The organism is Methylobacterium sp. Gmos3 (assembly GCF_056430985.1).
Genome location: NZ_JBWJYL010000003.1, coordinates 440,260 through 461,262, shown reverse-complemented (window position 1 = coordinate 461,262; position 21,003 = coordinate 440,260). Strand labels below are relative to the sequence as shown.

Genomic DNA, 21,003 nt, shown 5'->3' with positions numbered 1-21,003 from the left:
AATGACGGAGGGTGCTACCCCGCCGCGCGCAGTTCCGGCAGCGCCTCGGCGCTCCAGGCGCGTACATGCGCGTCGATCGCCAGCGCCTCTTCGACATCCGCCGGAGCGTGCGGGTAGACCGGCGCGAAATGCGTGCAGGCCCGCTCCACCAGTTCGGCGATGCCGTAGAAGCCGATGCGCCCGCCAATGAAGGCTGCCACCGCCACCTCGTTGGCGGCGTTCATCACGGTCGGCGCCGCGCCCCCGTCGGCCATGGCGGCGCGGGCGATCCGCAGGCAGGGGAAGCGCTCCTCGTCTGCCGCCTCGAAGGTCAGGGCGCCGAGCTTCACGAGGTCGAGGGGCCGCCCGCGTTCGATGCTGAGCCGGTCGCCGAGGCCGAGGCAATGCGAGATCGGCACGCGCATGTCCGGCAGGGCCAGTTCCGCCGTCACCGCCCCGTCGATCCAGTAGACCATCCCGTGGATGACCGATTGCGGATGCACCACCACGTCGAGCCGTTCCGGCTCGATGCCGAAGAGGTGGTGCGCCTCGATCAGTTCCAGCCCCTTGTTCATCAGGGAGGCGGAATCGATGTTGATCTTCATCCCCATCGACCAGGTCGGGTGGGCGGCGGCCTCGGCGGGCGTCGCGGCGGCGATGCGCTCCCGCGTCCAGGTGCGGAACGGGCCACCGGACGCGGTGATCATCAGCGTGCGCACGTCGTCGAGGGGCCGCCCGTGCAGAGCCTGCGCGAGGGCGTCGTGCTCGGAATCCATCGGCCAGATGGTGGCGCCGTAGCGCTTGGCGTCGCGCATGAAGGCGTCGCCCGCGCAGACCAAGCTCTCTTTGTTCGCGAGCGCCACCGTGCGCCCGAGGCGCAGGGCGGCATGCGTCGGCTTGAGGCCGGCGGCTCCGCTCACCGCCGCGACCACGATGTCGGCATCGCGCGCGACGGCCTCCATCACCGCCCCCTCCCCCGCGCCATTGGCGATGCCGCTACCCGACAGCGCTTCGGCGAGCGCCGGGCCGCCGGCCGGGTCGGCGAGCGCTGCGAAGCTCGCGTTCAGCTCGCGGGCGACCTTGGCCAGGGCCGCCGCGTCGCGACCGCCCACCACCGCGCCGGTGCGGAAGCGGTCGGCATGCTGCGTGAGCAGGTCTGCGGTGGAACGGCCGATGGAGCCTGTGGCCCCGAGGACGGTGACGGTCTGCGTCACGGGTGGAACTCCTGAGATGTCAGCCGATCAGGCCATACCCGCGCAGGGCGAGATAGAGTCCCGCGAGCACGGCCACGGCGAAAAACCCGTCGAGCCGGTCCATCACCCCGCCATGGCCGGGGATGATGCGGCTCGAATCCTTCACGCCGTGGCGACGCTTCAGCCACGATTCGTAGAGATCGCCCGCCTGGGACAGGATCGAGGCCAGCGCGCTCACGCCCGCCACCACCGGCAGGGAGGCGCCGCGAGGCAGGGTCATTCCCATCAGGTCCGCGCCGACGGCGACCAGCGTCCCAGCGGCGACGGCCCCGACGAGGCCACCGAGTGCCCCGGACCACGTCTTGTTGGGCGAGACCCGCCGCATCAGCTTCGGCCCGCCGAGGCGGCGCCCGACGAAATAGGCGGTGATGTCGGTGGCCCAGACCACCGCGAACATCCAGATCGGCCCGATCAGTGCCAGGGTGGCGTCGTCCCGCAGGGCGGTCGGCACCGCAGCAATCACCCCCGCGCAGAGGAGGCCGACCAGCGCCCTCGCCCGCCCCGCGCCGGTGCGCGCGACGGTGGCGCAGGCCGCCGCCCCGAGGACGAGGATCGCGGCGCAGGCGAGAGAAGGGGCATCCTGCTGGAGGGCCAGCACCATCGCGGCGAGAGTCGCGGCGCCCAGCGCGATCAGCACCTCGCGCGGCTCGACGCGGCTCATGACGATCCATTCGCCGTAGGCCGCGATGCCGGCCACGAGCCACACGGCCGCGAAGGCCCATCCGCCCTGGATCAGGGCGGCGATGACGGCCGCCCCCAGGACGATCCCCGAGGCGACGCGCAGCCACAATTCCCGGCGCGAGCGGCGCGCGGGAGCGACGGGCGCGGCCGAGGCCGCCTCGGCCGGAACGTCGGTCACGCGGGCCTCAGACCTGCATGATTTCCTTTTCCTTCGACGCCAGCACACCGTCGATCTCGGCGATGTGGGCGTCGGTGACCTTCTGGACGTCGCCGGCCTGACGCTTCTCGTCGTCCTCGGAGATGGCGCTGTCCTTCAGGAGCTTCTTGAGGTGGTCGAGCCCGTCGCGGCGGACGTGGCGCACGGCGACGCGGGCCTCCTCCGCATACTTGTGCGCGACCTTCACCATCTCCTTGCGGCGCTGCTCGTTCATCTCGGGGATGCGCAGGCGGATCGTCTGGCCTTCCGTCTGCGGGTTGAGGCCCAGGTCGGATTCGCGGATCGCCTTCTCGACGGCGGTGACCATGCTGCGGTCCCAGACCGAGATGGAGAGGAGGCGCGGCTCCGGCACGCTCACCGTCGCCACCTGGGACATCGGCATCATCGATCCGTAGGCATCGACCTGGATCGGGTCGACGAGGCCCGGCGTGGCCCGGCCGGTGCGCAGGGAGCCGAGATCCTTCGAGAGGGAAGAGACGGCGCCCTGCATACGGCGCTTGATGTCGTTGAGGTCGAATTCCGAAGTGGCCATGGCGTCAGGTCCCTACGGGCATGGTGGAAAGGGGGGCGCAGCGCAGGGCGCGCGATCGCGGCCTCAATGGACGAATTTTTTCTCGCCCGCAAACGCCGGGTTGCAGCATCCCCTGTGTTAGGGGACCACATGGGTCGAGGGGGCGTCGCCCGACAGGATCGCGGCGATGGAACTCGGCGCGTGGACCGAGCCGACCACGATCGACAACCGGCTCTCGCGGGCCAGCGCGAAGGCGGCGGTGTCCATCACCTTCAGGTCGCGGGCAATGGCCTCGTCATGGGTGATGCGGTCGTAGCGGACGGCGTTGGGGTCCTTCTTCGGATCGGCCGAATAGACTCCGTCCACCTGCGTCGCCTTCAGCACCGCGTCGCAGCGCAACTCGGCGGCGCGCAGCACGGCGGCGGTGTCGGTGGTGAAATACGGGTTGCCGGTGCCGCCCGCGAGGACCACCACCTGCCCCTTGTCGAGGTGGTGCAGGGCCGGCTGGCGGGCATAGGTCTCGCAGATCGTCGGCATCGACACGGCCGACATCGTCCGCGCCTGCACCCCCGCCGCGTTGAGCGCCGTTTCGATGGCCAGCGAGTTCATCACCGTCGCCATCATTCCCAGAGAATCGCCGGTCGCCCGGTCGATCCAGCCGGCCGCCGAGATGCGGGCGCCACGGATCATGTTGCCGCCGCCGACGACGATGGCGATCTCCAGTCCCTTCTCGATGGACCGGGAGATGTCTTCGGCCAATCCGGCCAGGGTCGGGGGATGCAGCCAATAGCCGTCAGGGGCCGCCAGGGCTTCGCCGGAGAGCTTCACGAGCACACGACGAAAGGGCGTCGATGCGGGCATCTGGAGTCCTCGTGACAGCCCGAACCGCCGGGCGGCAGCTTCTACGCCAGACCCCGCTCGCGCGTCGAGGGTGGCACAGACGAAATCACCGGACTGCCTGGGCAGCCCGGTGATGAAGTCGTGGACCCGTCGAAGGGAAGCCGGCCCGAGGGAGCCGGGAAGTGTCAGTGGCTGGACACGAAATCCAGCACGCCCGCGGCCGTCATGAAAAGGCCGGAAGCGAAGACACCGATCATGAGGTAGCTGAAGCTCTTTGTCATGAGCCTAAGGTAGGGATCCCGTCGCCGTCACGCTGTGCGTCCAGGCACGCGACAGCGGGGATTATTGCACTGCACAAGAACGACGCGCGCGAGTGCGCAAAACGAAGCCCGCCGGGGGCGACCCGGCGGGCTTCGCAACGATCCGCGAGGGATCCGTTCGGATCAGGCGCGACCGGCCTGCTGGGCGACCTCGGTCGCGAAGTCCGGGCCCTCTTCCTTCTCGATGCCCTCGCCCAGCGCGTAGCGGACGAAGCCCTTCAGGGTCACGGGGCCGCCGACCTTGCCGGCGGCTTCCTTCAGCACCTGGGAGACGGTCTTCGAGCCATCGTGCACGAAGGGCTGCTCCAGGAGGGTGACCTCCTTGTAGTAGGACTTCAGGCCGCTCTCGATGATCTTCTGCATGACGTGATCCGGCTTGCCGGCGTTCTTCTCACGCAGGATGTTCGACTCGCGCTCCACGGTCGCGGCATCGACGCCGGAGGCGTCGAGGGCCACCGGGTTCGTCGCCGCGACGTGCATGGCGATCTGGCGGCCGAGCGTCGAGAGGGCGTCCACGTCACCCTCGGACTCGAGGGCCACGAGCACGCCGATCTTGCCGAGGCCGTCGGCGATCTGGCTGTGGACGTAGCTGGCGATCACGCCCTTGGTCACGTCGAGCTTGGCGACGCGGCGCAGGTTCATGTTCTCGCCGATCGTGGCGATCAGGCTCTGCAGGTGGGCCGAAACCGTCTCGGACGAACCGGGGAAGGTCGCGTTCTGCAGACCCTCGAGGGTGCCGTCGGTGTTGAGGGCGATCTTGGCGGCTTCGCGGGCGAAGGCCTGGAAGCCGTCGTTGCGGGCCACGAAGTCGGTCTCGGAGTTCACCTCGACGATGGCGGCGTGGTGCCCGGCGGACTCGACGGCCACGAGGCCCTCGGCGGCGACGCGGCCGGCCTTCTTGGCGGCCTTGGCGAGGCCCTTCTTGCGCAGCCAATCGACGGCGGCCTCGATGTCACCCTGCGTCTCGGCGAGGGCGCCCTTGCAATCCATCATGCCGGCGCCGGTCTTCTCGCGAAGCTCCTTCACCATCGCGGCAGTGATGTTGGCCATGGCCGGTTCCTTTCGTGCGGTTGAGGGCGGTTCGATGACAGAGGCCCGGCGCTCGGGGCGAGCGGCCGGGCCCGGTAGGCTGGGGTGTGCGACCGGCCGATGACGGCCGGTCCACGCTCCGGTCGGATCAGGCCGCGGCGGCGGCCTCGACGAAGCCGCGGGCCTGCGAGACCCACGAGTCGCGGTCGATGCGGCCGTTGAGCTTCAGGTCGGCATCGACCTTGGCAACGTCCTCGGCGGTCATCGCGGCGATCTGCCAGTAATGGTAGATGCCGGCATCGTTGAGCTTCTGGACGATCTGCGGACCGGCGCCGTTCAGCTTGGACAGGTCGTCCGGGGCGCCGCGCGGGGCGGCGAGAAGCTCGAAATGCTCGGTCGACTCGGCGAGCATCGCCACGTCGGCCGGGTCGAGAGCGTCGGTCGCCACGGAGGCCGGGCCGGCATCGTCGTTGGCCGGCAGTTCCTCGGCCATCGGCTCCTCGGAGGCGCCGAGGTCCATGCCCGACGAGCCCTGGGCGCGCGAAATGCCGTCGATGGCAGCGCGGGCGACGAGGTCGCAGTACAGGGCGATGGCGCGGCCCGCGTCATCGTTGGCCGGCACGACGTAGGTGATGCCGTCGGGGTTGCAGTTGGTGTCGACCACGGCCGCGACCGGGATACCGAGGCGGTTCGCCTCCTTGATCGCCAGCTGCTCCTTGTTGGTGTCGATCACGAACAGCAGGTCCGGCACGCCGCCCATGTCCTTGATGCCGCCGAGCGCCTTCTCCAGCTTGTCCTTCTCACGGGACAGCATCAGGCGCTCCTTCTTGGTGAGGCCCGGACCGCCGGTCTCCAGGGTCTCGGACACCTTCCGCAGGCGCGAGATCGAGCCCGAAATCGTCTTCCAGTTTGTCAGCGTGCCGCCGAGCCAGCGGGAGTTGACGAAATACTGGGCCGAGCGGCGGGCGGCCTCGGCGATCGTGTCGGCGGCCTGGCGCTTGGTGCCGACGAACAGCACGCGACCGCCACGGGCCACGGTGTCGCTCACGGCCTGGAGCGCCTGGTGCATCGCCGGGACGGTCTGGGCGAGGTCGATGATGTGGATGTTGTTGCGTGTGCCGAAGATGTAGGGCTGCATCTTCGGGTTCCAGCGGTGCGACTGGTGCCCGAAGTGAGCGCCGGCTTCGAGCAGCTGACGCATGGAAAAGTCGACGGCCATCGTAAATCTCTCTCCGGTTAAATCCGCCGCGGAGGGTTGCGACCGGCCTCAAGCCGGCCACCGGAAGAGGCCCCATTGAATCATGGGGCCGGCTCCGCGTGTGGGATGGGTCGGGCGGTTAGCAGAACCACCCGGCGGTGGCAAGTCTGACAGGGGTTACGCCGCCGTGAACAGCGCGGCGATCTCCGCCTCCCCGAGGATGCGGAACTCCCCCGCCGGGAGGTCGGCCGGGAGGTCGAGGCCGCCGACCCGGTCCCGGTGCAACGCCTCCACATGGTTGCCGAGCGCCGCGAACATCCGGCGCACCTGATGGTAGCGGCCTTCCGTCAGGGTGACGGCGCAATGGGTCGCATCCTGCGTCGTCATCGCCACCGGCAGGAGGGGCCTGTCTTCCCCGTCGAGCATCAGCGTGCCGGCGGCGAGCGCGGCCTCTTCGTCGCCCCTGAGTGGGCGGGCCAGTGTCACCTGATAGCGCTTGGCGACGTTGGCCTTCGGCGAGATGATCCGGTGCAGCAGGGCGCCGTCGTCGGTGAGCAGGAGCAGGCCCGACGTGTCCTTGTCGAGCCGCCCCACCGTCGAGAGGGGCGGATCGCGGTGGCGCCAGCGTTCGGGCAGCAGCCCGTAGACCAGCGGCCCCGCCTCCTTGTGCGAGCACGTCACGCCCACCGGCTTGTGCAGCAGCAGGCACAGACCGGGCAGCGGATCGAGGGCTTCGTCCTCCACCGTGAGACGGGCCGGCAGGTCCGGCGTCAGGGCGACGCGGGCTCCGGCATCGGACAGGGCTTCCCCATCCAGGCGGATCTCACCCATCCGCGCGAGGGTCTGGATTTCCCGGCGGGAGCCGTAGCCGAGATTGGCCAGCAGCTTGTCGAGGCGGACGGCCTTGCTCACCGCTTGGCCTCGAACACCTTGTAGCCGCCCTCCTGCGCCACCGTCTCGACGGCGCGGAACCGCTCGCGCAGGGTCGCCTCGTAGGGCAGATGCGCGTTGGCCACGAGCCACAGCGTCCCGCCTGACCTGAGAGAATCGGCCGCGCGCTGGATGAACGCCTTGCCGAGCGCCTGATCCTCGGCGCCGCCATCGTGGAAGGGCGGGTTGCTGACGGCGAAATCGAGGCCGGTGGGCATCCCCGTGGCCGCGCGCAGGTCCGCCCAGACGATGCTGGCTCGCGGATCGGCGACGTTGCGCTTGGCCATCTCGATGGCCCGCCGGTCGAGATCGATGAGCGTGATCCCTGTGACGGCGGAGGAGCCCAGCACCGCCCTACCGAGCAGGCCGAGGCCGCAGCCGAGATCGACGCCACGCCCCTTCAGCGGCGGCAGGCGGCCGATCAGCAAGGCCGTGCCCGGATCGAGCCTGTCCCACGAAAACACGCCGGGCTGCGTGCAGAGGGCGAGGTTGTCGATGTGGCGCGGGCCGCCTTCATCGATCGCCACGCCGAGCCCGGCCGGCTCGGGCGGGCGAGTGGCGATACAGATGCGATGATGGCGCTTGGGGGTGTCGGATGGCGCACAGCCGAACCCGGACAGTTCCTTGGCGAGGCGCGCGCCGCCGCGATCCTTCGGCGCCAGCGCCGTCAGCCGCGCGCCCGGTGCGAGTGCGCGCAGCGCATGAGCGAGGACGTACCGGCGCTCGATCGTACCGGCCGGTGCGTAGACGATTGCGCTGGAAAGGCTCGCATCCGCGACGTCTTCGAGGCGCGACGAGCCGACGATGACGGGCGAGACCTGAACGGCCGCCTCAGGCGTTTCGGCGAGGTCGACGGGCGGCAGGCCGTAGACGGCGTGAGACATGATTCGGTGGCTATCGAGCGAGCGTCCAGGGAAATACCGCCCCCGCACGCAGTCCGTCAGCGCGTTCGCGAAACAGGGAATCGGGGGATGGCTCCCTGATACACCGGGCGCCCCCCGCTGCCCAGCACCGGGGGCGGATCAGCCGCGGGGGAATTCCAGACCCATCTCGCGGTAGCGCGCGGGATCGTCGGCCCAGTTCTCCCGCACCTTCACGTGCAGGAACAGGTGGACCGTCGCCTCCGCCGCCTCGGCGATCTCGAGGCGCGCCGCCTGACCGATGGAGCGGATGGTCTGGCCGTTCTTGCCCAGCACGATGGACCGCTGGCTCTCCCGCTCCACGAAAATCGTCTGCTCGATCCGCACCGACCCGTCGGTCTTCACCTGCCACTGGTCGGTCTCGACCGTGGAGCGATACGGCAGTTCCTCGTGCAGCCGGTCGTAGATTTTTTCGCGGGTGATCTCGGCGGCGAGCATCCGCAGGGGTGCGTCGGAAACCTGATCCTCCGGGTAGAGCCACGGGCCGGCGGGCATCCGCGCGGCCAGCGCCTTGCGCAGGTCGCCGATGCCGTCGCCCTTCAGGGCCGAGATCATGAAGGTCTCGGCGAAGGGCGCCGCCTCGTTCAGCTGCGCGGCCAGCGCCAGCAGCCGCTCGCGCGGGATCAGGTCGATCTTGTTGAGGATCAGCAGCTTGTCCCGCTTCACGTCCTTGAGGCGCGAAAGGATCGCCTGCACCTCCTCGTCCACGCCCTTGCGGGCATCGACCAGCAGGCACACCGCATCGGCATCGGCGGCACCGCTCCAGGCGGAATGCACCATCGCCCGGTCGAGCCGGCGCTTGGGCGCGAAGATGCCGGGCGTGTCCACGAGGACGATCTGCGCCGCGCCCTCCATCACGATGCCGCGCACCAGGGCGCGGGTGGTCTGCACCTTCCGCGACACGATGGAGACCTTCGTGCCGACGAGGCTGTTGAGCAGCGTCGACTTGCCAGCATTCGGAATGCCGATCAGCGCGACGAAGCCCGCCTTCGAATCGGCTGGCGTGCCGGGCAAGGGCGTGGGCGTGAGCCCGCCGTGGTCGGGGGAATCCTGGTCAGTCATGTCGTCTCCGCGGCGGCTTCACCCACCGCATGAATGCCTTCGCGGGCGAGGAGCGCCCCGGCGGCGGCCTGCTCGGCCACGCGCTTCGAGGTGCCCTCGCCGTAGCCGGGCTCCAGCCCCTCGACCTGCACCGCCATGCGGAAATGCGGGGCGTGGTCGGGGCCGGTGCGTTCCACGACGGCGTAAGTGGGAATCGGCAGGCCTCGGCTCATGGCCCATTCCTGCAGGGTCGATTTCGCGTCGCGCCCGCGCGGAGCGGTGCCGGGCTCGGCCGGGCGGAAATGTGCCTCGACCAGCGCGCGGGCGGCATCGAAGCCGGCATCGAGATAGACGGCGCCGAGAATCGCCTCGCACACATCGGCCAGGATCGTCTGGTTGCGGCGCCCGCCCCCCATCACCTCGCCCTGGCCGAGGATGAGATGCGGACCCACGCCCCAGGCGGCGGCCACGGCCGCGCAGGTTTCCCGCCGCACGAGGCCGGCGAGCTGGCGCGAGAGGTCGCCCTCGTCGGCATCCGGCAGGGCGGCATAGAGGCCCTCCGCAACCGCCAGCCCGAGCACCCGGTCGCCCAGGAATTCGAGCCGCTGGTAGCTGCCGTTGCGGCCGGCCGCCTTGCTGGTGTGGGTGAGCGCGCGGGTCAGGAGTTCCCTGTCCGCGAAAACATGGCCGATCTTCTGCTCGAGTTCGGCGAGCGGGGGGCGCGGCTTGTGGGCCCGCTTGGCCCGCGCCGAGACGCGCGGAAGAGGTGTGACGTCCGTGCTCAATGGATCGTCGAGAACAGGCGCGTCCAGCGCACGTGGGCGGGCCAGTTCCAGATCTGCCAGGCCGGCGTACCCTCGTCGATGGAGAAGAAGATCATCTCGGCGCGCCCGACGAAGTTGGCGAACGGCACGTAGCCGACATTGGCGAGGTCGCGCGAATCGGTGGAGTTGTCGCGGTTGTCGCCCATCATGAAGTAATGGCCGGCGGGGACGGTGTACAGTTCCGTCCGGTCCCAGAAGCCGTTGTCCCCATCCCGCTCGATCACCCGGTGGGCCACGCCGCCGGGCAGGGTTTCCATGTACTGGGGCACCTTCGTCGGCTGGCCGTAGGCGTCGGCGGTCTCGTAATCGGCGATGCGCTCGCGCTTCACCGCCTGGCCGTTGATGTTGAGGACGCCGTCAATCATCTGGATCTTGTCGCCGGGCAGGCCGATGACGCGCTTGATGTAGTCGGTGGAATTGTCCTTCGGCAGCTTGAACACGGCGATGTCGCCGCGCTTCGGCTCCGCCGCCCAGACCCGGCCCTTGGCCTCGATCGGGATGTATTCCGAGAGCGGCAGCGAGAACTTCGAGTAGCCGTAGGAGTATTTCGACACGAACAGGTAGTCGCCGATCAGCAGCGTCGGCACCAGCGAGCCCGAGGGAATGTTGAACGGCTGGAACAGCAGGGTGCGGACCACGAGCGCGATGAGCAGCGCCTGGATGCCGACCTTCAGGGTCTCGCGGATGCTCGCCCAGGTGCCGGTATCCGCCGGCTTGGCGAGCGACTTGCCCTCGTGATTCACGCGCACGTTCCTACTGATCGACCGGGTCCGCCGTCGGGCGCCCGGGAGGTGACGCCGAGGGGCGAGTTCGGCGCAACCCATTCGCGAGGATTGCGCCGCCATCGTGTCCGCTGGGTGCGGCGATCTAAACCATGCGGAGCCCCCCGGCAACGCACGGAACCCCCACCTTAATCCCGCAGCGCCTCGATGACCACGAAGGCCTGGGCCAGGGGCGGATCGTCGGTGAGGCTCACATGGATCCGCGCGGCGTGCCCCTCAGGGACCATCGCCGCCAGCCGCTCGGCCGCGCCGCCGGTCAGGCGCAGGGTCGGCTGGCCGGAGGGGAGGTTCACCACCTCCATGTCCCGCCAGAACACGCCCTCGCTCAAGCCGGTGCCGAGCGCCTTGGCGCAGGCCTCCTTGGCGGCGAAGCGGCGGGCATAGCCCTCCGCGCGGGCCTTGCGGCGGTCGCAGCGGGAGCGCTCGCCCTCCGTGTAGACGCGGTGCGTGAAGCGCTCCCCGTGCCGGGCCAGGGTCTTCTCGATGCGGCGGATGTCGCAGAGGTCGGAGCCGATGCCGAGAATCATCCGCGCGCCCTGTCCATCGCCGCGCGCATGTCGCGGATCGCCTGGGGGAGACCGACGAAGATCGCGTCGGCGATGAGCGCGTGGCCGATGTTGAGTTCGCGGATCTCCGGCACCGCGGCCACCGGCCCGACGCTGTCGGTCGTGAGCCCGTGCCCGGCATGGATCTCCAGCCCGAGGCCGGCGCCGTGCGAGGCGGCCCGGCGGATGCGCGCGAGTTCCCGCTCGACTTCGGCCTGATCGCCCGCCGCGGCGGCCTCGCAATAGCTGCCCGTGTGCAGTTCCACGACCGGCGCTCCGAGGGCGTGGGCGGCCTCCATCACCGCCGGCTCCGGCTCCACGAACAGCGAGACGCGGATGCCCGCCTCGGCGAGGGCGCGGATGCGGGGGGCGAGGTGCGCGCGCCCGCCGATGATGTCGAGCCCGCCCTCGGTGGTGCGCTCCTCGCGCTTCTCCGGCACGAGGCAGGCGGCATGGGGCCGGGTGGCGATGGCGAGGGCCACCATCTCGTCGGTCGCCGCCATCTCGAAGTTCAGCGGCACGGTGAGGGTGGATCGCAGCGCCGCGATGTCGGCATCGCGGATATGGCGGCGATCCTCGCGCAGGTGGGCGGTGATCCCGTCGGCCCCGGCCTCCACGGCGAGGCGCGCCGCGCGCACCGGATCGGGATAGGTGCCCCCCCGCGCGTTGCGGACGGTGGCCACGTGATCGATGTTGACGCCGAGGCGGAGCGGGTTCGCGGGCATGATCGTCTTCGGTCGTTGCGCTGGGGCCTTACCTGTCGGCTCGCGGGCCTCTTCGCAAGGCCGCGCGAGAACGGCCCGGACTTGCGCCGACCGGCCAAACGGTCTAAGGGCGCCCCTCGCGTTCGCTCCGGCCGGGGGCTGAACGGACGGTGCCGCTTGCGGCATAGGGGTTCGCCTCGTCGTCCCGTGTCTCCGCCTTCGATCAACCGCTCGGGCCTTACATCGGCTCGAAGGGCTTGGCGCCGAGCAGACGTGAAAGTGAACCGGCCCGGACATGCCGCGCAAGCGGTCGGGCCTCCTTTGACCATGAAAGGCCCGGAATGCCTCTCTACGAGCACGTGCTCCTGGCGCGCCAGGACGTGACGTCCCAGCAAGTCGAGACGATGATCGACACCTACAAGGGCGTCATCGAGCAGAACGGCGGGCGTCTCGAGAAGATCGAGATGTGGGGCGTGAAGTCCCTCGCCTACCGTATCAAGAAGAACCGGAAGGCGCATTTTGCCCTCCTCAACATCGATGCCCCTCCCGCGGCGATCGCCGAGATGGAGCGTCAGATGCAGATCTCGGAAGACATCCTGCGTTTCATGACGGTGCGGGTCGAGGAACTCGATGCCGAGCCGTCCGCGATGATGCAGAAGCGCGACCGCGACGACCGCAAGGATCGTGAGCGCGGCCGGCGTCGTGACGACGACGGCTTCGGCGGCGGCGGCGGCTTCGGCGGGGAGAACTGATCATGGCTTTCGGTGCTGGTGGTGGCGGCGGTGGCCGTCGTCCGTTCTTCCGTCGTCGCAAGACCTGCCCGTTCTCCGGCGCCAACGCGCCGAAGATCGACTACAAGGACGTGAAGCTGCTCTCCCGCTACGTGTCGGAGCGCGGCAAGATCGTTCCGTCCCGCATCACGGCGGTGTCGGCCAAGAAGCAGCGCGAGCTCGCCCAGGCGATCAAGCGCTCCCGCTTCCTCGGCCTGCTCCCCTACGTGATCAAGTAGGCGACACGAGAACCGCCGGCCCGGCAATACCGGGCCGGCTCCTGCAGAGCGGCGACCCCGCTCGATCGTTGGGGCAGCGTTCTTCCAGCCCCTAACCCCTCCCTCGCGGGCGGGGGGACAGCGGAACCCATGACCCACAACCTCGTCCTCGGCATCGGTGCGGGCCTCGTCTCCGCACTCCTCTTCGGCGTCCTGCTGAAGGGAACCGGCCTTGCCGTCACGCTCTACCTGCTCGCCCCGCTGCCGATCCTGATCGTCGGCTTGGGCTGGAGCCACCGGGCCGCGCTCGCCGCCGCCGCCACGGGCAGCCTCGTGCTGATGGGGGTGATCCAGCCCTTCATGGGCCTCGCCTTCGCCGCCTATATCGCCCTGCCCGCGTGGTGGCTCGCCTATCTCGCGCTCCTCGGCCGCGAGACGCCGGAGGGCCTCGAATGGTACCCGACCGGCCGTCTCCTCGGCTGGATCGCAGCGACCGCCGCCCTCGCCTTCATCTCCATCGCGGTCCTGTCCTCGCCGAACTTCGCCGCCTACGAGGCGCAGCTCCAGAAGCTCTCGCACGCCCTGGTCGAGACGCGCACCGGGGCGCCGCGCCCCGCCCCGCAGGCGGACAAGGCGCCTCAGGCGGCGCCGGATGACGCGGCCAAGGACGAGGCGAGCAAGACCGACGTCACCCGCGACGAGCTGGCCGACGCCTTCGCGACCATCGTGCCGGCGCTCGCCGCGCACGGGCTCGCCATGCTCCTCACCTTCTATCTCTGGGCCGCCGCGCGGATCGTGCGCATCTCCGGCCGGCTGATGCGGCCCTGGCCCGATCTGCCGTCCACGAAGATGCCGCGCTCGTGCCTCGGCGCCCTGGCGGTGGCTGCGGTCCTGAGCTTCGCCCCCGGCTATGCGGGCGTCCTCGGCGTCGCGCTGGTCGGCGCCTTCACCGCCGTTTTCGCCCTTCAGGGTCTCGCCGCCCTTCACGACCGCTCGCGCGGTCGTCCCGGACGCGGCCTGATGCTCTTCGCGATGTACATGGTCCTGTTCGTGACCCAGGGCATCGCGCTGATCGCCCTCACCCTTTTCGGCCTCGCCGATACCGCCCTCGACCGCCGCCGGCCGAAAGGCCCCGTGGCGCCGTGACCCCGGGGCCGTCCGGCCCCAAACGACCCCCGAAGGAGACAGACAATGGAAGTGATCCTGCTCGAACGCGTCGCCAAGCTCGGCCAGATGGGCGAGACCGTGAACGTCCGCCCCGGCTTCGCCCGCAACTTCCTGCTCGCCCGCGGCAAGGCCCTGCGCGCCACCGAGGCCAACAAGAAGCACTTCGAGGCGCAGCGCGCCCAGCTCGAGACCCGCAACCTCGAGCGCAAGAAGGACGCCGAGGCCGTCGCCGAGAAGCTGAACGGCCAGAGCTTCACGCTCATCCGCCAGTCCGGCGAGACCGGCGTGCTCTACGGCTCCGTCTCGACGCGCGACATCGCCGAGATCATCACCAAGGATGGCTTCCACGTCGAGCGCGGCCAGATCGTCCTCAACCAGCCGATCAAGACGCTGGGCCTGTTCACCGTGCCGGTGACCCTGCACCCCGAGGTCGTGGTGGAGATCACCATGAACGTCGCCCGCAGCCCGGAAGAGGCAGAGCGTCAGGCCCGCGGCGAGGCGGTCATCGAGCGCGATGCGTTCAACCTCGACGACCTGGGCCTCGAAGTCGGCGCGGCCCTGGCCGATGCCGGCGAGGGTGCGGACGACCGGGGCTGAAGCCCTGCACAGCGGTGATTGCGGGGAGAACCGCGCTCACCGCTTGACACGTTCCGTATTTGTTCCAGCATGGATGCCCGCCCGCTTTCGAGTCGGCGGGCATTCGCGCATCCGGGGTGAGACCCTGGGGCGCGGTGTTCGGCTAAGCTTCGGTCAACCACTCGAGGCGATGGTCGGGATGTGAGATGCGCCGCTCGGGCGCCAGACGGGAGACGTTCCGCCGATGGCACTGCCCAACGCGATCACGGCCAAGCTCGAAGCGGTGAAGGCGGAATACCGCGTCGCCCCGCACAACATCGACGCGGAACAGGCGCTGCTCGGCGCCATCCTCGTGAACAACGACGCCTATTACCGCGTGTCGGACTTCCTCCTCTCCGAGCACTTCATGGAGGATGCCCACCAGCAGATCTTCACCGTCGCGGCCTCGCTGATCAAATCCGGCAAGCTGGCGACGCCGATCACCATGAAGACCTATCTGGGCGATGCCGATTTCGGCGGCCAGACGGTGATCCAGTACCTCGCCCGCCTCGCCGCCGACGCGACCACGGTGATCAACGCGGCCGAGTACGGCCGCACCATCTACGACCTCGCCATCCGCCGCCGGCTGATCGCCATCGGCGAAGAGCTGGTGAACGGCGCCTACGAGGCGCCCGTGGAGCAGGCCCCCCGCGACCAGATCGAGGAAACGGAGCGGCGGCTCTACGAGCTGGCCGAGGCCGGCAAGTACGATGGCGGCTTCCAGAAATTCTCCGACGCCCTCACCGCCGCCGTCGACATGGCGGCCAAGGCCTACCAGCGCGAAGGCAAGCTCTCCGGCATCGCCACCGGGCTCAGCGACCTCGATGCGAAGATGGGCGGGCTGCAATCGTCCGACTTGATCATCCTCGCCGGCCGCCCGGCCATGGGCAAGACCTCGCTCGTCACCAACATCGCCTTCAACATCGCCAAGGCCTACCGGGGCGAGAAGCATCAGGACGGGACGATCCGCACGGTGAACGGCGGCATCGTCGGGTTCTTCTCGCTGGAAATGTCGGCGGAGCAATTGGCGACGCGTATCATCGCCGAGCAATCGGGCGTGCCGTCCTACAAGATCCGGCGCGGCGACATCCGGCCGGAGGACTTCTACAAGATCACCGATGCGGCGCGGGACATGCAGACGATCCCGTTCTACATCGACCAGACCGGCGGCATCTCCATCGCCCAATTGTCGGCCCGCGCCCGGCGCCTGAAGCGGCAGAAGGGTCTCGATGTCCTGATCATCGATTACCTGCAATTGCTGTCAGGCTCGGGCAAGCGCAGCGACAACCGTGTGCAGGAGATGACCGAGATCACCACCGGCCTAAAGGCGCTGGCCAAGGAACTGGCGGTGCCGGTGATCGCCCTGTCCCAGCTCTCCCGTCAGGTGGAGAACCGCGACGACAAGCGCCCACAGCTCTCGGACCTGCGTGAATCGGGTTCGATCGAGCAGGACGCCGACGTGGTGATGTTCGTGTTCCGCGAGGAATATTACGTCGGCAACAAGAAGCCGCGCGAGGGCACGGAGGAGTTCTTCGCCTGGGAAGCCGAGATGCAGCGTGTCCACGGCAAGGCCGAGGTGATCATCGGCAAGCAGCGCCACGGCCCGACCGGCACCGTGGAACTGCAGTTCGACGCGAACATCACCCGCTTCTCGAACCTCGCGCAGGACGACCGCCTGCCCGACCGGATGTAACTGTCCACCTCATCCGTCATTGCGAGCGGAGCGAGGCAATCCAGGGCAGCGGGACAGTCCCGAACGTCGCTCTACCGGATTGCTTCGCGCCGCTCGCAATGACGGAGTGTTTCCTTGGCTGAGAATTTGAACCGCCGCCAAGCCCTTGCCGTGGCGGCGGGGGGCGCATCCCTTCCCCTCATGCATCACTCGGCTGCGATGGCGGGTGGCAACCCGCCGCCGCGAGCCACGTTGCCCGCACGTCCGCACGAAGTGGCGCAAGGAGCGACGATGAGCGAGCCGACCCCTCCGACGATGGCCTACTGGCACGTCTACACAGACGCGGACGGGATCAGCCGGCAGACGAAGTGCGAGCTGACGCAGTTCAAGTTCGAGGGCGTCGATCCGCAGACCGCGCCGCAGTGGAACGACAAGCAGGAGAAGACTGAAGCCGGCGTCACCTTCACCGTCCTGCCGGTCGGCTGGGTCGGCGAGTGGCATGAGAATCCCCGCCCGCAATGGATCGCCATCCTCTCCGGCCGCTGGTTCGTGGAGACCATGGACGGCACCCGTGTCGAGATGGGACCGGGCGAACTGATGATGGGCGAGGACCAGAACACCAAGGAGCGCGACGGCAAGAAGGGCCATCTCTCCGGCACGGTGGGCGATGAGCCCTGCGCGATGATCGTCACCGGGCTCGAGGTGACGCCGACGGTCAACCAGCCCGGCCGCTTCAAGTGAGCGCCGCGCCATGGATGGGTACGAACTGATCCGGCCGCGCTTCAAGCGCTGCGTGCTGCCGAACGCGGAACTGGAAAAGCTCGCCGACGGCTTCCGCTGGACGGAGGGGCCGGTCTGGTTCGGAGACCGGGACGAGTTCCTGTTCTCCGACCTGCCCAACAACCGGGTGATGCGCTGGAGCGAGGGCGGCGGCCTCAGCGTCTTCCGCCGGGACAGCGACTTCGAAAACGGCCACACCCGCGACCGCGAGGGGCGGCTGCTCTCTTGCGCCCATCGAGGCCGGCGTATCCACCGGACCGAGCTCGACGGCAGCATCACGTCGCTGGTCGAGCGCTACGAGGGCAAGCGCCTCAATTCCCCGAACGACATCGTCGTGAAGTCGGACGGGACGATCTGGTTCAGCGACCCGCATTACGGGATCCAGACCGATTACGAGGGCGGCAAGCAGGAGGCGGAGCTTCCGGCCAACGTCTACCGTTTCGACCCGCGCGACGGCTCACTCAGGGTGGTGGCCGGCGATTTCCAGGGGCCGAACGGCCTGTGCTTCTCGCCCGACGAGACGCGCCTCTACATCGTGGAGACCGGTCTTCAGTTCGCGGCCGAGCCGGTGCAGCACATCCGCGTCTTCGATGTCGGCGACGACGGGCGGCTTTCCGGTGGACGGGTGTTCTGCACCATCGACCCCGGCAACGCGGACGGCATTCGCTGCGACGAGGACGGCAATCTCTGGTCGAGCGCCGGCGACGGGGTACATTGCCTCGATCCCGGCGGCGAGTTGCTGGGCAAGATCCTCGTGCCCTCCACCGTGGCGAACTTCACCTTCGGCGGGCGCAACCGCAGCCGCCTGTTCCTGTGCGCCTCGCACACGGTCTATGCGATCTACACGAACGTGCGCGGGGCGAGCCGGCCGTGAGCGGCATCCGCGCAATCCTGCGCTTCGACCGCACCGTCGCCGACCTCGACCGGACGGAGCGCTTCTACCGCGACCATCTCGGCTTCGAATCCGAAGCCCCGCCGGAGCCGGTGCCGTCGGCGGAAGCGGAAGTGCTCGGCCTGTCGGGCCGGCGGCTGCGGATGCGCCTCGGCGAACAGCACGTCGCCTTCGTGCAGGCCGATCCGCCGGGCGCCCCCTACCCCGCCGGGGCGGATGCGACCGATCCGGTCTTCCAGCACCTCGCGATCGTCGTCCGCGACATGGCGGCGGCGACACGCGGGCTCGTGGCCGAGCCGATCAGCCAGGGAGGCCCGCAGGTGCTGCCGCCCTCCACTGGGGGCGTCGTCGCCTACAAGTTCCGCGACCCGGACGGGCACCCCCTCGAACTCATCCACTTCCCCGAAGGCAAGCCCGCCGCGCGCTGGGCCGGTGCCCCCGGCCTGTTCCTCGGCATCGACCATTCGGCCATCACCGTCACCGACCGCGACGCCGCCATCGCTTGCCTCGAAGGCCTCGGCCTGACGGTCTCGGAGCGGGGCCTAAACCAGGGGCCGGAGCAGGCGCGGCTCGACGGCCTGCCCGATCCCGTCGTGGACGTGATCGCCTTATCGCCGCCCGTGCCCGCCCCGCATGTGGAGCTTCTGCATTACCGCACCCCGTTGCGGAGCCGGTCGGTGCAAGCTTATGGGCCGTCCGACCGGGCGAGCACGCGGTTCGTGGTCTCGGCCAACGATCCGGCCGCCCTCGCGGGATCGTTACGCAGCGCGCGGCTCTCCTCGGACGGCAGCGCCTGCGACGGCACGGGGCCGGACGGACACGGGTTCCTCATCCTGCGCCGGGGTTGACGGCGCGGGCCTGCGGCGCCACTCCCGCCGCGGAGATCCCGCCCATGCCGCTCCTCGCCCTGCCTTTTCCGGCGATCGATCCCGTCGCCATCGCGATCGGGCCGATCACCATCAAGTGGTACGCCCTCGCCTACATCGCCGGCCTGATCGGTGGGTGGTACTACGCGCGCCGCCTCGTGATGGCCGACCGGCTGTGGGGCGTGGTGAAGCGCCCTGTCCCCACGGACATCGACGATCTCGTCGTGTGGGTGGCGCTCGGCGTCGTCCTCGGCGGACGCATCGGTTACGTGCTTTTCTACAATCTGCCGATGTACATGGCCAACCCGTGGGAGATCCTGGCCATCCGCAACGGCGGCATGTCCTTCCATGGCGGCTTTCTCGGCGCGATCCTCGCCTTCCTGCTGTTCGCGCGCTCGCGGGGGCTCAACGGCTACACCTTGCTCGACATCGGCGCGGTGGTGGTGCCCATCGGCCTGTTCTTCGGCCGCATCGCCAATTTCGTGAACGGCGAATTGTGGGGCCGGATCGCCCCCGATTTCCCCTACGCGATCGTCTTCCCGACCGGCGGGCCGCTGCCGCGCCACCCGAGCCAGCTCTACGAGGCGGCGACCGAGGGCCTGCTGCTCTTCATCGTCATGGCGATCTGCGCGCGGCGCTTCGGCTTCCGCAAGCCGGGGCTTCTCGGCGGCATCTTCGTGCTGGGCTACGCCGTGGCGCGGACGGCGTGCGAGTTCTTCCGCGAGCCCGACGCACAATTGGGTTTCCTGTTCGGCGACGGCCTCGGCCCGATGGGCGGCGGTGTGACCATGGGGATGCTCCTTTGCATCCCGATGATGCTGGTGGGGCTGACCTACATCGTCCTCGCCGCCACGGGCCGCACCCGGCCGAAGCGGACGGCCGCCGCCGCGACGGGTGAGGAGGCGCCGGCCGCGCGCGCCGAGGCGTGACGCCGCTGGGGCGCGAGATCGCGGCCATCATCCGCGAGACGGGGCCGATCGGCATCGACCGTTACATGGCCCTGTGCCTCGGCCACCCGATCCACGGCTATTACCGCACGCGCGATCCCCTCGGGGCGCGGGGCGACTTCACCACCGCCCCCGAGATCACGCAGATGTTCGGCGAGCTGGTCGGCGCCTGGGCGGCCTATGTCCACCAGGCCATGGGCGCGCCGGACCTGCTCCTCATCGCCGAACTCGGCCCCGGCCGGGGCACGCTGATGGCCGACGCCCTGCGGGCTCTGGGTGCCGCCGCGCCGGGGGTGCGCATCGCCCCCCATCTCGTGGAGACGAGCCCCGTGCTGCGGCAGGCGCAGGAGAGCCGGCTCGCGGGGGCCGGCGCGACGTGGCACGCTTCCCCCGACACGCTGCCGGACGGGCCGGCGATCCTCATCGCCAACGAGTTCTTCGATTGCCTGCCGGTGCGCCAGTTCGTCCGCGCGCCCGATGGCTGGCACGAGCGTCTGGTGGGGCTCGGATCCGAGGGCGGCCTCGCCTTCGGTCTCGCGCCGGAGCCGACGCCGGGCATCGCCGCGAACGCCCCGACCGGCGCCGTGGTCTCGGTGCCCGGTCCGGCCCTCGATCTCGTGCGCAGTCTTGCCGAGCGGGTCTGCGCGCGGGGCGGCGTGCTGCTTGCCTTCGATTACGGGCATGTCCGCCCCGGCTTCGGCGACACGCTGCAGGCCCTTTCGGGCCACGCCTTCGCCGATCCCCTCGCCGCGCCGGGCGAGGCGGACCTGACCTGCCATGTCGATTTCGCGGCCCTCGCGCGCGCAGCCCGGGAGGCCCGCGCGGCCGTTCACGGCCCCATCGACCAGGGCGCGTTCCTCATGGCCCTGGGACTGCGCGAGCGCGCCGCGAAGCTGCGTCTGCGCGCGGACGATGCCCAGGCGGAGGCCATCGACGCCGCGGTCGCGCGGCTGACGGATGACAGCCCCGAGGGCATGGGCCGATTGTTCAAGGTGATGGCGATGTCGGCGCCGGATATCGGCCCACTGCCCGGCCTCTCGCCGGGTTGAGGCGCCCCCCGCCTTGCTCGCGGGAGGCGCTTGCGTGCCTGGGGTTCAGCTTTCGAAGGAGCTGAAACCGGAGGTGGTGTCCTTCGAAGCCTTGGAGCCTTCGTCGTCCGAAGCCTCGGGCTTGGGCTCCGGGAGTTCGTAGCAAGGCACCGGGGGCGTCAGGGCGCCCGGTATCTTGTGCGGCGCCGAATGCTTCTGACGCTCGGTCTCGTCCGTCTGCCGCATGGCGGTCCTCCATCGAAGTGCCGCCGGC

At 69.6% G+C, this 21,003-nt stretch carries 24 protein-coding genes; 10 read left to right on the top strand and 14 right to left on the bottom strand.

Going from position 1 to position 21,003, the window contains the following annotated elements:
• Positions 1-14: 14 nt before the first annotated feature.
• The 13 genes from dxr to ACS5Q7_RS08485 all read right to left on the bottom strand — a co-directional run bounded on the left by dxr (position 15) and on the right by ACS5Q7_RS08485 (position 11,795).
• Positions 15-1,193, bottom strand: a complete 1,179-nt coding sequence (gene dxr, locus ACS5Q7_RS08545; RefSeq protein ID WP_478338897.1) for a 1-deoxy-D-xylulose-5-phosphate reductoisomerase — start codon at positions 1,191-1,193, stop codon at positions 15-17.
• Positions 1,194-1,212: 19 nt separating this feature from the next.
• On the bottom strand, positions 1,213-2,091 hold the full coding sequence (locus ACS5Q7_RS08540) for a phosphatidate cytidylyltransferase (RefSeq protein WP_478338896.1): 879 nt from the start codon (positions 2,089-2,091) through the stop codon (positions 1,213-1,215).
• Between the two features lie 7 nt (positions 2,092-2,098).
• Complete coding sequence (gene frr, locus ACS5Q7_RS08535) at positions 2,099-2,662, bottom strand: ribosome recycling factor (RefSeq protein WP_478338895.1); 564 nt, start codon at positions 2,660-2,662, stop codon at positions 2,099-2,101.
• A gap of 117 nt (positions 2,663-2,779) precedes the next feature.
• Positions 2,780-3,502, bottom strand: a complete 723-nt coding sequence (gene pyrH / locus ACS5Q7_RS08530) for a UMP kinase (RefSeq protein ID WP_478338894.1) — start codon at positions 3,500-3,502, stop codon at positions 2,780-2,782.
• A gap of 422 nt (positions 3,503-3,924) precedes the next feature.
• Positions 3,925-4,851, bottom strand: a complete 927-nt coding sequence (tsf, locus tag ACS5Q7_RS08525) for a translation elongation factor Ts (protein ID WP_478338893.1) — start codon at positions 4,849-4,851, stop codon at positions 3,925-3,927.
• Positions 4,852-4,978: 127 nt separating this feature from the next.
• Complete coding sequence (locus ACS5Q7_RS08520) at positions 4,979-6,049, bottom strand: 30S ribosomal protein S2 (protein WP_478338892.1); 1,071 nt, start codon at positions 6,047-6,049, stop codon at positions 4,979-4,981.
• Between the two features lie 156 nt (positions 6,050-6,205).
• Positions 6,206-6,940: a pseudouridine synthase gene (locus ACS5Q7_RS08515; RefSeq protein ID WP_478338891.1), complete on the bottom strand. Its 735-nt coding sequence runs from the start codon at positions 6,938-6,940 to the stop codon at positions 6,206-6,208.
• Entirely contained in the window at positions 6,937-7,842 is a 906-nt protein-coding gene (locus ACS5Q7_RS08510) for a class I SAM-dependent methyltransferase (protein ID WP_478338890.1), read from the bottom strand. Before ACS5Q7_RS08510 ends, ACS5Q7_RS08515 begins: the two co-directional genes overlap by 4 nt.
• 138 nt (positions 7,843-7,980) lie before the next feature.
• Positions 7,981-8,940 carry a GTPase Era gene (gene era / locus ACS5Q7_RS08505; protein ID WP_478338889.1) on the bottom strand — a complete coding sequence of 320 codons (960 nt, stop codon included), beginning with the start codon at positions 8,938-8,940 and terminating at the stop codon, positions 7,981-7,983.
• Positions 8,937-9,704, bottom strand: a complete 768-nt coding sequence (rnc, locus tag ACS5Q7_RS08500; protein ID WP_478338888.1) for a ribonuclease III — start codon at positions 9,702-9,704, stop codon at positions 8,937-8,939. The genes era and rnc overlap by 4 nt, the downstream gene beginning before the upstream one ends.
• Positions 9,701-10,486, bottom strand: coding sequence for a signal peptidase I (lepB, locus tag ACS5Q7_RS08495; protein WP_478338887.1), 786 nt, complete (start codon positions 10,484-10,486; stop codon positions 9,701-9,703). The genes rnc and lepB overlap by 4 nt, the downstream gene beginning before the upstream one ends.
• A 167-nt stretch (positions 10,487-10,653) precedes the next feature.
• Entirely contained in the window at positions 10,654-11,052 is a 399-nt protein-coding gene (acpS, locus tag ACS5Q7_RS08490; RefSeq protein WP_478338886.1) for a holo-ACP synthase, read from the bottom strand.
• Positions 11,049-11,795 (bottom strand): pyridoxine 5'-phosphate synthase, encoded by a 747-nt coding sequence (locus ACS5Q7_RS08485; protein ID WP_478338885.1) that lies wholly within the window; start codon positions 11,793-11,795, stop codon positions 11,049-11,051. Before ACS5Q7_RS08485 ends, acpS begins: the two co-directional genes overlap by 4 nt.
• A gap of 320 nt (positions 11,796-12,115) precedes the next feature.
• Between ACS5Q7_RS08485 and rpsF the strand changes: the two genes are divergently transcribed.
• The 10 genes from rpsF (at position 12,116) to ACS5Q7_RS08435 (ending at position 20,750) form a co-directional block, all read left to right on the top strand.
• Positions 12,116-12,526, top strand: coding sequence for a 30S ribosomal protein S6 (gene rpsF / locus ACS5Q7_RS08480; RefSeq protein ID WP_478338884.1), 411 nt, complete (start codon positions 12,116-12,118; stop codon positions 12,524-12,526).
• 2 nt (positions 12,527-12,528) lie between these two features.
• A complete protein-coding gene (gene rpsR, locus ACS5Q7_RS08475) occupies positions 12,529-12,783 on the top strand; it encodes a 30S ribosomal protein S18 (protein WP_091948993.1) in 255 nt (84 codons plus the stop codon).
• A gap of 129 nt (positions 12,784-12,912) precedes the next feature.
• Positions 12,913-13,908, top strand: coding sequence for a DUF2232 domain-containing protein (locus ACS5Q7_RS08470; protein WP_478338883.1), 996 nt, complete (start codon positions 12,913-12,915; stop codon positions 13,906-13,908).
• Between the two features lie 45 nt (positions 13,909-13,953).
• Complete coding sequence (gene rplI / locus ACS5Q7_RS08465; protein ID WP_478338882.1) at positions 13,954-14,526, top strand: 50S ribosomal protein L9; 573 nt, start codon at positions 13,954-13,956, stop codon at positions 14,524-14,526.
• A gap of 223 nt (positions 14,527-14,749) precedes the next feature.
• Entirely contained in the window at positions 14,750-16,237 is a 1,488-nt protein-coding gene (locus tag ACS5Q7_RS08460; protein ID WP_478338881.1) for a replicative DNA helicase, read from the top strand.
• 270 nt (positions 16,238-16,507) lie between these two features.
• Positions 16,508-16,957 carry a cupin domain-containing protein gene (locus ACS5Q7_RS08455; RefSeq protein WP_478338880.1) on the top strand — a complete coding sequence of 150 codons (450 nt, stop codon included), beginning with the start codon at positions 16,508-16,510 and terminating at the stop codon, positions 16,955-16,957.
• Positions 16,958-16,967: 10 nt separating this feature from the next.
• Positions 16,968-17,870 (top strand): SMP-30/gluconolactonase/LRE family protein, encoded by a 903-nt coding sequence (locus tag ACS5Q7_RS08450; protein ID WP_478338879.1) that lies wholly within the window; start codon positions 16,968-16,970, stop codon positions 17,868-17,870.
• Positions 17,867-18,736, top strand: coding sequence for a VOC family protein (locus ACS5Q7_RS08445; RefSeq protein ID WP_478338878.1), 870 nt, complete (start codon positions 17,867-17,869; stop codon positions 18,734-18,736). The genes ACS5Q7_RS08450 and ACS5Q7_RS08445 overlap by 4 nt, the downstream gene beginning before the upstream one ends.
• Before the next feature lie 44 nt (positions 18,737-18,780).
• Positions 18,781-19,683: a prolipoprotein diacylglyceryl transferase gene (lgt, locus tag ACS5Q7_RS08440; RefSeq protein WP_478338877.1), complete on the top strand. Its 903-nt coding sequence runs from the start codon at positions 18,781-18,783 to the stop codon at positions 19,681-19,683.
• Positions 19,680-20,750, top strand: a complete 1,071-nt coding sequence (locus tag ACS5Q7_RS08435) for a class I SAM-dependent methyltransferase (protein WP_478338876.1) — start codon at positions 19,680-19,682, stop codon at positions 20,748-20,750. The genes lgt and ACS5Q7_RS08435 overlap by 4 nt, the downstream gene beginning before the upstream one ends.
• Positions 20,751-20,795: 45 nt before the next feature.
• Here the strand turns inward: ACS5Q7_RS08435 and ACS5Q7_RS08430 are convergent, their stop codons facing one another.
• The gene (locus tag ACS5Q7_RS08430; protein ID WP_478338875.1) at positions 20,796-20,975 is read right to left on the bottom strand and encodes a hypothetical protein; all 180 of its coding nucleotides are present in this window, start codon (positions 20,973-20,975) and stop codon (positions 20,796-20,798) included.
• Positions 20,976-21,003 lie beyond the last annotated feature (28 nt).

What these genes read in the sequence shown, in the direction of transcription:
- frr (WP_478338895.1), bottom strand. Translation starts at nt 2,662, where the DNA reads ATGGCCACTTCGGAATTCGACCTCAACGACATCAAGCGCCGTATGCAG.
- pyrH (WP_478338894.1), bottom strand. Translation starts at nt 3,502, where the DNA reads ATGCCCGCATCGACGCCCTTTCGTCGTGTGCTCGTGAAGCTCTCCGGC.
- tsf (WP_478338893.1), bottom strand. Translation starts at nt 4,851, where the DNA reads ATGGCCAACATCACTGCCGCGATGGTGAAGGAGCTTCGCGAGAAGACC.
- ACS5Q7_RS08520 (WP_478338892.1), bottom strand. Translation starts at nt 6,049, where the DNA reads ATGGCCGTCGACTTTTCCATGCGTCAGCTGCTCGAAGCCGGCGCTCAC.
- ACS5Q7_RS08510 (WP_478338890.1), bottom strand. Translation starts at nt 7,842, where the DNA reads ATGTCTCACGCCGTCTACGGCCTGCCGCCCGTCGACCTCGCCGAAACG.
- era (WP_478338889.1), bottom strand. Translation starts at nt 8,940, where the DNA reads ATGACTGACCAGGATTCCCCCGACCACGGCGGGCTCACGCCCACGCCC.
- acpS (WP_478338886.1), bottom strand. Translation starts at nt 11,052, where the DNA reads ATGATTCTCGGCATCGGCTCCGACCTCTGCGACATCCGCCGCATCGAG.
- ACS5Q7_RS08485 (WP_478338885.1), bottom strand. Translation starts at nt 11,795, where the DNA reads ATGCCCGCGAACCCGCTCCGCCTCGGCGTCAACATCGATCACGTGGCC.
- rpsF (WP_478338884.1), top strand. Translation starts at nt 12,116, where the DNA reads ATGCCTCTCTACGAGCACGTGCTCCTGGCGCGCCAGGACGTGACGTCC.
- rpsR (WP_091948993.1), top strand. Translation starts at nt 12,529, where the DNA reads ATGGCTTTCGGTGCTGGTGGTGGCGGCGGTGGCCGTCGTCCGTTCTTC.
- ACS5Q7_RS08470 (WP_478338883.1), top strand. Translation starts at nt 12,913, where the DNA reads ATGACCCACAACCTCGTCCTCGGCATCGGTGCGGGCCTCGTCTCCGCA.
- rplI (WP_478338882.1), top strand. Translation starts at nt 13,954, where the DNA reads ATGGAAGTGATCCTGCTCGAACGCGTCGCCAAGCTCGGCCAGATGGGC.
- ACS5Q7_RS08460 (WP_478338881.1), top strand. Translation starts at nt 14,750, where the DNA reads ATGGCACTGCCCAACGCGATCACGGCCAAGCTCGAAGCGGTGAAGGCG.
- ACS5Q7_RS08455 (WP_478338880.1), top strand. Translation starts at nt 16,508, where the DNA reads ATGAGCGAGCCGACCCCTCCGACGATGGCCTACTGGCACGTCTACACA.
- ACS5Q7_RS08450 (WP_478338879.1), top strand. Translation starts at nt 16,968, where the DNA reads ATGGATGGGTACGAACTGATCCGGCCGCGCTTCAAGCGCTGCGTGCTG.
- lgt (WP_478338877.1), top strand. Translation starts at nt 18,781, where the DNA reads ATGCCGCTCCTCGCCCTGCCTTTTCCGGCGATCGATCCCGTCGCCATC.
- ACS5Q7_RS08430 (WP_478338875.1), bottom strand. Translation starts at nt 20,975, where the DNA reads ATGCGGCAGACGGACGAGACCGAGCGTCAGAAGCATTCGGCGCCGCAC.